The organism is Trichococcus paludicola, from assembly GCF_003052295.1.
In the GTDB taxonomy this organism is placed as follows: domain Bacteria; phylum Bacillota; class Bacilli; order Lactobacillales; family Aerococcaceae; genus Trichococcus; species Trichococcus paludicola.
Window position 1 is genome coordinate 14,156 of the sequence record NZ_QBLC01000002.1, and the last position, 12,396, is coordinate 26,551.

Sequence of the window (12,396 nt, forward strand, 5' to 3'; positions counted from 1 at the left end):
AAAAGCGGTTCAAGCCCGTTCTGCCTTGAAAGAAATTTAGGAAATCTGGCCTCGCAACGTTCCCTACGGTCACCTTATACTGGGACTCTATGGGATGAATCCCTTAGAGTCCCATGCAAATGAGCATCGTAGAGCGCAAAGGGTCAGATTTATCTAATTTCCGAGAGGCAGGCTTGAAACGCTAGACATTTTGTTGGATAGTGAAACTCATAAGGGTTGTGTAATACACCAATGGTGATGCACTTATGAATAAAAAGTGTGCCTACAACAAATTTAAAAGAAACCGAAAAGCAGCCTTAGTGGGTGCTTTTTGGTTTATAAGGGAGAAAAAATATGCGTTTGGATAAACTGCTGTCGAATTCCGGATTCGGATCCAGAAAAGAAGTCAAAGTGTTATTGAAAAAGAAATTGGTGACGGTCAATGGGGAAATTGAAACGAAACCCGAAGCCAAGGTGGACAGCGAAAAGGACACCATTCTTGTCGGTGGCGATCCTGTCAGCTATCAGGAATACATTTACCTGATGATGCATAAGCCGCAGGGCGTCCTCAGTGCTACCGAGGACAATCATCAAAAGACGGTCATCGACCTGCTGGCTTTCGAACTGCATCAGCAGGAACTCTTTCCAGTCGGCCGGCTGGACAAGGACACGGAAGGCCTGCTGCTGTTGACGAACGATGGCCAATTGGCGCATTTCTTGCTTTCGCCGAAACGGCATGTGGACAAGATCTACTTCGCGGAAGTTGCCGGTCGGATGACGGAAGAGGACCAAAAAGCCTTTGCTGAAGGTCTGATACTGGAAGATGGCTACCGTTGTCTGCCGGCAAAATTGGAGCTTCTGCGCTATGATGAAGAAAAAGATTGCTCAGAAGTAGAAATCACGATCAAAGAAGGAAAGTTCCATCAAGTGAAACGAATGGTGCTGGCCTGCGGAAAAGAGGTCACTTTCCTAAAAAGGTTGACAATGGGGCCCTTGCATTTGGACGAGCAATTGGAAAAAGGCGATTACCGTCCGCTGCGTGATGAAGAACTTGCGGCATTGCGGGAACATCTGCCGGAGTCGATTAAAAAAGGTTAAGATTTTGCGGATTGTTGGGCCTAAATACCAAGCTTTTATTTGGTTATTTTGCCAAAAATGATATGATGATAGCATGATATTTTAAGTTAGGATGTGCGCGTATGGAAATCAATTGGAAAAAAGAAGTGGAAGTCAGAAAAACAGAACTGCTGGAGGATTTATTCACATTATTGCGGATCGACAGTGTGCGGGACGATTCGAAAATAACACCTGATGCTCCTGTCGGACCCGGCCCTAAAGAAGCTCTGGAGGCCTTCTTGGCTATCGGTGAACGGGACGGCTTCACTACGAAAAATGTCGGTAATCTGGCCGGACACATCGAATTTGGCGAAGGTGAAGAATTGATGGGCGTATTCGGCCATGTCGATGTTGTGCCTACCGGAACTGGCTGGGATACAGATCCTTTCGTGCCGGTCATCATCGATGACCGCATCTACGCCCGCGGATCCAGCGATGACAAGGGGCCAACGATGGCTGCCTATTATGCATTGAAGATCATCCGTGACTTGAAATTGCCAATATCCAAAAAGGTCCGTGTCATCATCGGAACGGATGAAGAGAGCGGCTGGAAATGCATGGATCACTATCTCGAAAACGAACGGATTCCGGATTTCGGCTTTTCTCCGGATGCCGAATTCCCGATCATCAATGGCGAAAAAGGCATGCAGACTTTCATGGTCCAATTCCGAGGCGACAATAAAGGCGGCAAGAACGAGTTGTTGAGCTTTGATGCAGGCCTGCGCGAAAACATGGTCCCTCAGGATGCGACTGCCGTATTCAGCAGCCCGGAGGCCGACAGAATTGAGCAGGCATTCGCTGCATTCCTTGAAAACAATCCGGTCAAAGGGACGATTTCTGTGGAAGGGGAACAAGTTACAATTGAATTGATCGGAAAAGCCGCTCATGGCATGAATCCGGCTGCGGGCGTGAACGCGGGCACGTATCTTGCCACTTTCCTGAACAAATTCAACTTCGGCGGACAAGCGGCTACATTCCTCGAATTGATCGCGGAACGTATCCATCTGCAGCATGATGCACAGAAATTGAACTTGGCTTATACGGACTCGGTCATGGGTGAATTGACCATGAATGCCGGCATTTTCACCTTCACACCGACAACGGGTGGCGAAGTGGCAATGAATTTCCGTTATCCGCAAGGCGTTTCTGAAGAAGGCATCGAAATCAAGTTGGAAGCGGCTTTGGCCTCCTATGGCGTGACGATCGCAAAAGGCGGACACGGCAAATTGCCGCATTACGTGCCGGCTGACGACCCGTTGGTCAAAACGTTGTTGGCTGTCTACGAAAAACATACCGGCCTGAAAGGGCATGAACAATCCATCGGCGGCGGAACCTACGGGCGCCTGTTGGAACGCGGCGTTGCCTATGGCGCGATGTTCCCGGACAGCGTCGATACGATGCACCAGGCGAACGAATTCATCGCTCTGGATGATCTTTTCCGCGCGACCGCCATCTACGCGGACGCTATGTACGAATTGCTGAAATAAACAAACTGTTTCAGTTTTATAGCAAAAAAAAAAAAAAACAGAAATGCTGTTCAATCAGCATTTCTGTTTTTTAATATATCCACCTGAGTCCGATTTATCTTCCCGAAAAATTCCGTCTTCTGGGAATTTCCCATGGCGTGTAAAGAATCGCCCAGACGATGAAGATGGATCCGAGGACCGCCATCAGGTAACCGGGTGTTCCCAGCCACATGTCGAAAAGCACAAGCACCGTCCCTTTTTCTATACGGTTCAGGAACATATAATTGCTGCCGATCATTTGGTTGACCCAGAAAGCTACTCCGATGAAAGGCGCTGCCAGATAAATGGAATGCGGCAAGCTTTTGAAATCAGGGCGAAATCCACCACCGAACACAAAGAGCAAAGGGAGCAGAATCAGCAGCAGGTGAGTCAGTGCATATTCCACAAAATTGAAACTGAAGAGAGGGTAAGTCCCCAGATTAGGGTTTGCCATGGCAACCAATCCGCCCGGTAAACTAAGTCCATACATGAATTCTTTCAGCAGCCGATTGTTTGAATAAACGGCTGCTGACCCCATTATTGCCGATGCGCTGCAAAGGTGAAGAGGAAGCAAATTGCTCAAAAAGAAAGAAAAATTACCGAAAAAGGCACACCAAATCCAGCGCGAAAAATATAGCATAATCAGTAAGGCGGCTATCGTCATTTTTATATTTCTTTGGCCCAAATCAGCCTGCTTGCGATAGATATGGATTGTCGAATAGATGATGATTGCAGATAGAACAAGGACAATAATATGAGATGAGCTAAATGTTTCCACGCCCATCCCGCTTGGCAAATCTGATTCAAAAGTCCAAAAATAAGACATACTTAAGCCCTCTTCCACGAATAAATGAATGAATTGGAGTACTTCACGACGCTAAGCTCGTTCGTCTTAATTTTACTGCTTATGTTTGCTCAACGCCATATACAGCAGTTGTTGTCATTATGCTTTTCAGATTTGCAGTCTAACTGATGTTAAGAACTGGTAGCAGAGATTTGCCAATTGCGCTTCTTTTCCTTAAAATGAGGGGTGAAGGCTGACCATTGCAGTAAAAAATATTAAAACAGCCCATACCAAAGAATCGAAGGGAGACCTGTAATCATGTCATTGAAAGAAAAAGTGAACAAAGACTTCATCCAAGCTAGAAAAGACAAAGACACATTGAAGGCAGATGTCCTGCGCTTGATCAAAACGGAGTACGATTCTTTCTTGATCGACAAAAAACGCGAGATGACCGAAGCAGAGGAAATCCATGTTTTTCTGAAGGACATCAAGAAAAACAACGAAGCCATCGAGTACGCGAAACAAGTCGACCGCACGGACCTGATTGAAGAGACTCAGAAAAAATTGGCCATTTTGGAGGCTTATGTTCCTAAAATGATGGATGAAAGAGAAGTCCGTTTCTTTTTGGCCGAAAACGGCATAGCCGAGATGCCGTTGAAGGATGCGATGAAATTTGCCATGCAGGTACTGGATGGCAAAGCCGATAAAGCGTTGGTCTCCAAAATCATCAAAGAACTGTTGGCAAAATAATGCATCAGACAAGAAAAGGACTGTGCGGCTCCTGCAGCACGGTCCTTTTCTGAAGTGAAATCCAAGATTCCTCCGCTCTGAATCGTTCGAGTGATCAGTTACAAGCGAATAATCAGTCTTTTTTGATCCATTTGTTTCCGGCTTTGTTTGTAGGCGGAAGTCTGTGCCCTTCGACGATGTGGACTTCTTTGCTGCCGGTAATTTTGCCACCTCTAGGGCCGACTTCTTTGTAGACGCCAGGAGGAAGATTATCCGTTCCTGGTTTGTGTAAATCTTTTTGATCGATTTTCATGCTTTTTGCTCCTTTCTTTCCTGAAGAGCGATGGCGGAGGTGCTGCTTGGTACAGGTTAAGTATATCGCTGTAAGCGCGAACAATCAAATGATGGCTGTCTTCGCAAAGAATTGTGCAAATATGAACAACATTTCAGGATTTTCGACTGTCGTAACAAATTGAAACACAATTGTCATATTTCTATCATGTAATGGTATTTTAACTTTGATATACTTCATCTCGTAGAAGAAACAGGAGGAGAAGTATAATTGGGAAAAAAACATATAGCGTTGTTCGCATCAATCTTATTGCTTAGTCCGATTGCAGGTGGATTTACTGCTCAAGCGGCTACATTGGAAGAGTTGCAACAACAAAAAGATGCTTTGCAATTAGAAACGAATACGATTCAATCGCAGATTGAAGAAAAATCAAATTCATTGAATACTTTGGAATCCGAAAAATCAAATTTGGAAACAAAAGTAAATGAACTTCAATCGCAATTGGATGAATTGATGAACCGATTAGCCGCTCAAGAGCAAAAATTAGCGGACATCGAATCAAAAATTTTGGAATTGCAAGCTGAAATCGAAGCATTACAAGTGGTCATCGACCAAAGAACCGAAAAATTAAATACGCAGGCTCGTTATATCCAAACGGATGCGGGCGTTACGGATATAGCTTCAATGCTGTTGTCTTCAGAGAATTTTTCTGACCTAGTCGGAAAAATCACGGTCGTTTCAAAGATTGTGACTGCCAATAAGGATATTGTTGAACAACAGGAAGCGGATCAGCAAAAAGTTGAAGACAGCAAAGTGGCTGTTGAAGAAGAAAAACTTGCTGCTGAAGCATTGAGACAAGACATTCTGATTTCAAAAAATAATGTCGTAGCCCAAAAAGCTGAGATCGACGTCCAAATCGCGCAAGTCATCGAGAACTACGAATTGACTGAAGCCGAGAAAAATGGCTTGGAATCAACAAGAGCTGACTTGGCTGCACAAACAGAAACAATCAGTAATGACATGGCGGCTGAACAAGCCCGCATTACTGCTGAAGCCATCGCAGTAGCCGAGGCAGAAGCAGCAGCCATCGCAGCGGCGGAAGCAGCCGCAGCAGAAACGGCAGCTAATAATCTGACTGCATCAGCAGCACCGACTACGACTGCATCCAGTAGTTATACTGTGAACTCTAGTGGTTTCATAAAACCAGCCAGTGGATACTATTCATCGCCGTACGGATATCGTCTTTCACCAATAACTGGTGGCTATGAATTGCATAGAGGGCAAGATATTGCAGGCAGCGGAGCGATTTCAGCAGCGCAATCCGGTACAGTGGAGACAGCTACTTATCATGCAAGCTATGGCTATTATGTCGTCATCAACCACGGCACAATCAATGGCGTAAACGTTAAAACTTTATATGCCCACATGCAACCAGGGTTAATGGTCGCGCCTGGACAAACCGTCAGTCAAGGACAACAAATTGGAATAATGGGTACAACAGGGGATTCAACTGGGGTTCATCTCCATTTTGAAGTTCAAGAAAATGGTGGACTAGTTGATCCGCTTAATTATATCGGTGGGTAATATATATATAAATTTTGAAGAGATTGGGAGTCCCCAGTCTCTTTTTTTCTGCCGTTGGATGAAAAGGCAGTAGTAAATGGAGTATAATAAGGAATAAGTTGAACTGAGGAGTTACAAAATGGAAAAGATAGTATCGATGAAAAATCAAAAAGTTAAACAATGGAAAAAACTTCAGACCGCTAAAGGCCGGAAAGAGGTGGGAGCATATCTGATCGAAGGGACGCATCTTTTGAAGGAGGCCATCAAAGCAGATGCGAACATCCAAGAAGTCGTGATGACAGAAGCTTTTCACCAACAGTCGGATTTGCTGATTGAGGAAAGGAACATCATCGTCGTTTCTCAGGAAATCCTTGCCAGCCTGGCTCAGACGGAGACGCCCCAGGGAGTCGTTGCAATCGTTCAGATTCCTGAAGCCGTTCCGATTTCGGAATACAAAGGCAAATATATTCTTTTGGATCAGGTTCAGGATCCAGGAAATGTCGGCACCATTATCCGAACAGCGGATGCTGCCGGGTATACAGGGGTCATTTTAGGGGAGGGATCGGTGGATCTCTACAATGACAAAGTGCTGCGTTCCATGCAAGGAAGCCATTTCCATCTGCCTATTTATCGTGGCGATCTGCAAGAGTTGATCCCCGAATTGAAGAGCAGCGGGATCCCGGTCTACGGTACCGAACTGAATGAAGCGGCCGTCGATTACCGGACCGTTGCCCCGACCGATGCGGTAGCGTTGGTGCTCGGCAACGAAGGGAATGGCGTTTCAAAAAAAATATTGGCATTGACGGATCAGAATCTGTATATCCCGATTTTCGGCGAAGCCGAGTCTCTGAATGTCGCAGTTGCAGCAGGAATACTGCTTTATCACTTCGTTGGCTGAAGAAAAGCATAAAAAAAACGCTATATTTTCAATTAAACGTGAAAAAGTGTTGCCTTTGTGAAATTCCTATCCTATTATAGGAAACAGACATGAACTTTTTGTACGCTTGCAAGCTGGCTGGCGAATTCTTCACGCACATCATTCGTGATTATTTTCTTATTCGGATGGAATGAAGCGGCGGCTATAAGCATTTTTCTGAGGGACTTCTTCAGTCAGTGCAGATTGCGAAACAGGATGCTTATTTTTTGTAAACATTTTGTGACAAAAGGCACATTCCCTTTGACAGGGGAAATGAGGGTGTTTATAATAGGTCAAAGAGGTGAAGGCTGTGAATGAAATGCTGGAAGTAAAAAAATGTATTTGTCCAAAGTTTGAAAAAACATTCTCTATTTTAGGGAAAAAATGGACCGGCTTAATCATCGAAGTCTTGATGGATGGAGATAAACGATTCAAGGAATTGGCCGTGCAGATACCTAATGTCAGTGATCGAGTATTAGTTGAACGCTTAAAAGAGCTGGAAGATGAAAAAATTGTGGTAAGAACCGAAAATCCTGCAGCGGCAATCAAAGTGATGTACGGGTTGTCCGAAAAAGGGAAAGCTTTGAACAATGTTATGCTGGAAATCCAAAATTGGTCGGATGCTTGGGTCTGAATCTGAACTTGACGGAAACGGCATTTCCGGGTAAACTGGCAAAGTAAGTAAAATGAATATGAAAAGCGTTGAAGGGAACCTTCACGATCTGCAGCTTTTTTCAGGGAATATTGGCCATTGACTGCGAGCCTTTATAGAAGCCGATTGTGTTTTTTCACTCCCCGAGCTGACTTTGGGATTTGCCCCGTGCAATGAATAAAGTTCCGGTTTATTACCGTTAAACAAATGAAGTGTCGTTGCTTGCAGCGAAACAAGGGTGGTACCACGAAAATCTCGTCCCTTACCAGGGATGGGATTTTTTTGCATTTTTTATGAAAAGGGGACAGAACATGGAATTAAAAGCGAAATTAGAAACATTACGTATAGATGCCTTACAGCAAGTCGAATCTGCAGAGGATCTGCAGGCATTGAATCAAGTCCGCATTTCCTATTTAGGGAAAAAAGGGCCGATCACAGAAGCTTTGAGAGGGATGAAGGATTTAAGCCCTGAAGAGCGCCCCGTCATCGGAACGTTGGCGAATGAACTGCGCGACGACATCGAAGCCGCCATCCAAGCCAAAAAAGATGCGCTGGAAATCAAAAAAATGGAGGCCGAAATCGCGGCCGAAACGATTGATGTCACCTTGCCTGGCAGGAAGATCGCGCAAGGCACGACACACGTCTTGACGCAGATCAACGAAGAAATCGAGGATTTGTTTTTGGGAATGGGGTACAAAATCGTGGATGGTCCAGAGGTGGAACAGGACAGCTACAATTTTGAAAAGATGAATCTTCCTAAGGATCATCCGGCCCGCGATATGCAGGACACTTTCTACATCACCGATGAATTGTTGTTGCGTACGCATACGTCGCCGGTACAAGCGCGCACGATGGAGAAACACGACTTTTCCAAAGGACCATTGAAGATGATCAGCCCGGGGAAAGTTTACCGCCGCGACAGCGATGACGCGACCCATTCACACCAATTCCATCAGATTGAAGGATTGGTCATCGGCGAGAACATCACTTTGGCTGATCTGAAAGGCACGCTTGCCGTATTCGCCAAAAAATTGTTCGGAGAAGAACGCGAAATTCGTTTACGTCCAAGCTACTTCCCGTTCACGGAACCATCTGTCGAAGTCGATGTCAGCTGTTTCAAATGCGGCGGGTCCGGTTGCAATGTCTGCAAGCAAACCGGTTGGATTGAAATCTTGGGTTCAGGTATTGTCCATCCCAATGTTCTGGAAATGTCTGGGATTGACTCAACGAAATATTCCGGTTTTGCTTTCGGACTTGGGCAAGAACGTGTAGCGATGTTGAAATATGGTGTTGATGACATCCGTCACTTCTACCAAAATGATATCCGATTCTTAAGTCAATTCGATGTAAAGGAGTAACATAATGAAAGTTTCCTATAAATGGTTAAAAGAGTATTTAGATTTATCTGATGTAACACCTGAAGAATTGGCTGAAAAAATGTCCCGCACGGGTATCGAGGTGGACGACGTCGTATATCCTGGCAATGGCTTGTCCAAAATCGTTGTCGGTGAAACGTTGTCCGTGGTCGACCATCCTGATTCGGACCATCTGCATGTCTGCCAAGTGAATATCGGGGCTGAGGAACCGATCCAGATTGTCTGCGGCGCGCCAAATGTGGCTGCCGGCCAGAAAATCATCGTGGCTTTGCATGGCGCACGGATCACCGGCAATGCAAAAATCAAAAAGGGCAAGATGCGCGGCCAAGAATCGAATGGAATGATCTGTTCGTTGGCTGAATTGGGCTACTCTGAGAGTGTGGTTTCAAAAAAATATGCGGACGGAATTTTTGTACTGCCTGCTGAAGCGGTTCCCGGAACGGAAGTAGTTGACTTGTTGGAACTGGATGATGCGATCCTGGACATCGATATCACACCGAACCGTGCCGATGCTTTGAGCATGCGCGGATCCGCCTATGAAGTCGCAGCCATCTACAACAAAACGCTAAAATTCCCGGAGGCTCCTGTCTCCGAAAAGACAGGTTCCGTTGCGGATTACATCAAAGTTGCCGTTGAGGACACGAACGATGCGCCTGCCTACCATATCCAGGTGATCAAAGATGTAAAAATCGCGGAAAGCCCGCTTTGGCTTCAGAACAAATTGATGAACGGCGGCATCCGCCCGATCAACAACGTAGTCGACATCACGAATTATATCCTGTTGGAATACGGCCAGCCTTTGCATGCGTTCGACTACGACCAAATCGGTTCAAAGGAAATCGTCGTCCGTCGTGCCAAAGCGAACGAAATGATGACGACGTTGGATGGAGTCGAAAGAACGCTCGACACGGATAACATTGTCATCACGAACGGCATTGCGCCGATTGCAATGGCGGGCGTCATGGGCGGTCTGGATTCGGAAATCACCGATGAAACCGTGACTGTCGCTTTGGAAGCGGCATTGTTCAATCCGGTTTTGATCCGCAAAACAGCAGGGAAGTTCAACTTGCGCAGTGAATCGAGTTCCCGTTTTGAAAAAGGCATCAACGTAGCGACGATCCGCACAGCCGGACAACATGCGGCTGAACTGATCCATGAGTTGGCTGGAGGCACTGTCGTTGCCGGTACGGCTTCCGTCGATACTGTGGAAGTGAAGGACACGGAAGTGGTCATCACTTTGGAAAAAATCAACCGTTCGTTAGGGACTGCCATTTCCAGCGACGAAGTGACTGCAATCTTCAACCAGTTGGGCTTTGCCTCGACGTTTGACGGCGAAACCTTCACGGTTGCTGTACCGCCGAGAAGATGGGATATTTCCATTTATGCGGACATCCTGGAAGAAGTCGCACGCATCTACGGCTACGACAACCTTCCGGAAACATTGCCGATCACACCGGCTTTGCCAACTGCATTGACGCCTAAACAACACACGATGCGCATCACCAGAAGATTCATGGAAGGTGCGGGACTGACCCAGAACATCAGCTATGTCCTGACTACCGCCGAAAAAGCGCGGGAATACGCAGTCGAAGACAAGGAAGGCATCCGTTTGGCTTGGCCGATGAGCGAAGACCGCAGCACGCTGCGGATGAACTTATTGAGCACGCTGCTGGACAATGCCGCTTACAACGTTGCCCGCAAGAACACGGATATCCAGTTTTACGAAATCGGTCGCGTCTTCTTCCCGTCAGCTGATCGCGTTTTGCCGATCGAAGCGGAGCGTTTGGCCGGCGTGATGACAGGAATGGCCTACCAAAAAGATTGGCAAATGGCTGCTGAATCCGTCAACTTTTATCATGCTAAAGGAGTATTGGACGGGTATTTCGAGACGATGGGCCTGAACGATCAGATCCGTTTTGAAGCTGCCAAAGACCTGAAATGGATGCATCCAGGCAGAACGGCTGCCGTCTATCTGGGCGATACCTATATCGGTTATGTCGGCCAGGTTCATCCGGCAACGGCAAATGCCTATGACCTGAAGGAAACCTATGCCTTCGAAATCGATTTTGAAGCAATCATCGCCGCACCGAAGGAAGTGATCACACAGCAGCCAATCCCTAGATTCCCCGGCGTGACTCGCGATGTAGCTTTATTGGTGGATGAAACCGTCACACACCAGCAGATCGTCAAGACCATCAAGGAAAACGGAGGGAAATTCTTGAAGGATGTCCATCTGTTCGACATCTATCAAGGCAAAGGAATCGAGGACGGCAAGAAGTCGGTTGCTTATTCCATGGCATTCCTGAACCCTGAAGCGACGCTTGTCGATGAAGACATCAACAAGGCCTTCACCAAATTGGTCGCAGCTTTGGAAACCGAATGCGGAGCAGCAATCCGTTAAGGGAACCAGCTTGCCTCATTTTACTGAACAACAAAAAAACGATTCGCCTTTTCTTAGGTGAATCGTTTTTTTACTATCTGTTCGCCAGTCGGATGGCTTTTTGGGTATTGGCAAAGTGAAGCTTCGTGTATTTGTCCAACAGTTCCAAGCCGCCTTCACGGTACATTTCGGCAGCAATCAGGTCGACGTTGGCGCCGGCGCCTGAAGGGATCGGATAACCGGAGGCTGCGGTCATGTCAGCCAATGTCTTCAGAAAGTAGTAGCGGGCGATGATGGAAGCCGCCGCCACCGCCAGATGATGGGATTCGCCTTTTGTTTGAAAATGAATGTTCTCCTTCACTTGCACCTTTTGGTCAGAAATATGCTTGAAATACGTCGAAGGCAATTCGAACTGATCGACCAAGATCGCTTTGGGTTTTTCCGGAGCTATTTTCTTCAAAAGCTGATCGAGGACTTGATTATGGAGCAACGCCTTCATTTTGCCTTGGGACATCGTCGGCTGGACTTCATTGTATTTTTCGGGCATCAAGTTGATGACGCTGTGAGGGACACACTGCAATAATTGCTTTGCAATCGTAATGATGCGGGCATCGGTCAGTGCTTTTGAGTCCTGGACGCCCATATTTTTCAGCAAGGGCAATTGTTCGGCAGACGCGTAGACAGCGCAGACCGTCAATGGGCCGAAATAGCTGCCGTTACCGACTTCGTCGCTGCCGATGACGGACCAGCCGGGAAAGCCTGCTGGGAGCCCGGTTTTGCTCGGAGCCTCTTTGTTAACGCCGTTTTTTGCGACAGTGGGTTTTGAATTCCCATTCTTCTCGCTGGCGGATTGCCACTGCGCCGCTTCGCTTTCGGCGTTTTGGCCTTGGAACAGCACTTTTCCGGAATTATAACCAGTGATGGTGGTTTGGTTCTTTTTGGCTGTGAAAAGGCTGTGGGGCACTGGTTTGACAGCATAATCTTGATAAAAGACGGCCATCTTTTTAAGTTGGCTCGTCGTTGATTTCAAAACGACATTCGACATATTCTCATCCTTGCTCTATTTAATTTTTCTGTACAACTTCTTAATCGTAGCATCCCTTA

At 46.5% G+C, this 12,396-nt stretch carries 11 protein-coding genes; 8 read left to right on the plus strand and 3 right to left on the minus strand.

Going from position 1 to position 12,396, the window contains the following annotated elements; translation table 11 throughout:
* Positions 1-333: 333 nt before the first annotated feature.
* Together C7R56_RS02845 and pepV are read left to right on the plus strand one after the other, a co-directional pair.
* Positions 334-1,077: a pseudouridine synthase gene (locus C7R56_RS02845; RefSeq protein ID WP_107995102.1), complete on the plus strand. Its 744-nt coding sequence runs from the start codon at positions 334-336 to the stop codon at positions 1,075-1,077.
* 101 nt (positions 1,078-1,178) lie between these two features.
* Complete coding sequence (gene pepV / locus C7R56_RS02850; RefSeq protein ID WP_107995103.1) at positions 1,179-2,582, plus strand: dipeptidase PepV; 1,404 nt, start codon at positions 1,179-1,181, stop codon at positions 2,580-2,582.
* 94 nt (positions 2,583-2,676) lie between these two features.
* On the opposite strand, the gene C7R56_RS02855 is transcribed toward pepV, so the two are convergent.
* Positions 2,677-3,426 carry a YwaF family protein gene (locus C7R56_RS02855; RefSeq protein ID WP_107995104.1) on the minus strand — a complete coding sequence of 250 codons (750 nt, stop codon included), beginning with the start codon at positions 3,424-3,426 and terminating at the stop codon, positions 2,677-2,679.
* A gap of 276 nt (positions 3,427-3,702) precedes the next feature.
* On the opposite strand from C7R56_RS02855, the gene C7R56_RS02860 reads away from it, so the two are divergent.
* Positions 3,703-4,134, plus strand: coding sequence for a GatB/YqeY domain-containing protein (locus C7R56_RS02860; protein ID WP_107995105.1), 432 nt, complete (start codon positions 3,703-3,705; stop codon positions 4,132-4,134).
* A 112-nt stretch (positions 4,135-4,246) separates the two neighbouring features.
* Here the strand turns inward: C7R56_RS02860 and C7R56_RS02865 are convergent, their stop codons facing one another.
* Positions 4,247-4,426 carry a YjzC family protein gene (locus C7R56_RS02865; protein ID WP_086941280.1) on the minus strand — a complete coding sequence of 60 codons (180 nt, stop codon included), beginning with the start codon at positions 4,424-4,426 and terminating at the stop codon, positions 4,247-4,249.
* A gap of 249 nt (positions 4,427-4,675) precedes the next feature.
* Between C7R56_RS02865 and C7R56_RS02870 the strand changes: the two genes are divergently transcribed.
* From C7R56_RS02870 to pheT, 5 genes are all read left to right on the plus strand, one after another.
* Positions 4,676-5,989 carry a murein hydrolase activator EnvC family protein gene (locus C7R56_RS02870; protein WP_107995106.1) on the plus strand — a complete coding sequence of 438 codons (1,314 nt, stop codon included), beginning with the start codon at positions 4,676-4,678 and terminating at the stop codon, positions 5,987-5,989.
* Between the two features lie 118 nt (positions 5,990-6,107).
* The gene (locus C7R56_RS02875; RefSeq protein WP_107995107.1) at positions 6,108-6,866 is read left to right on the plus strand and encodes a TrmH family RNA methyltransferase; all 759 of its coding nucleotides are present in this window, start codon (positions 6,108-6,110) and stop codon (positions 6,864-6,866) included.
* A 337-nt stretch (positions 6,867-7,203) separates the two neighbouring features.
* Entirely contained in the window at positions 7,204-7,518 is a 315-nt protein-coding gene (locus C7R56_RS02880) for a winged helix-turn-helix transcriptional regulator (RefSeq protein ID WP_086986970.1), read from the plus strand.
* Between the two features lie 329 nt (positions 7,519-7,847).
* Positions 7,848-8,894 (plus strand): phenylalanine--tRNA ligase subunit alpha, encoded by a 1,047-nt coding sequence (pheS, locus tag C7R56_RS02885; RefSeq protein ID WP_107995108.1) that lies wholly within the window; start codon positions 7,848-7,850, stop codon positions 8,892-8,894.
* 4 nt (positions 8,895-8,898) lie between these two features.
* A complete protein-coding gene (gene pheT, locus C7R56_RS02890) occupies positions 8,899-11,313 on the plus strand; it encodes a phenylalanine--tRNA ligase subunit beta (RefSeq protein WP_107995109.1) in 2,415 nt (804 codons plus the stop codon).
* A 73-nt stretch (positions 11,314-11,386) separates the two neighbouring features.
* Here pheT and rnhC read toward each other — a convergent pair whose 3' ends face one another.
* Positions 11,387-12,337, minus strand: a complete 951-nt coding sequence (gene rnhC / locus C7R56_RS02895) for a ribonuclease HIII (RefSeq protein WP_107995110.1) — start codon at positions 12,335-12,337, stop codon at positions 11,387-11,389.
* Positions 12,338-12,396: the final 59 nt, after the last annotated feature.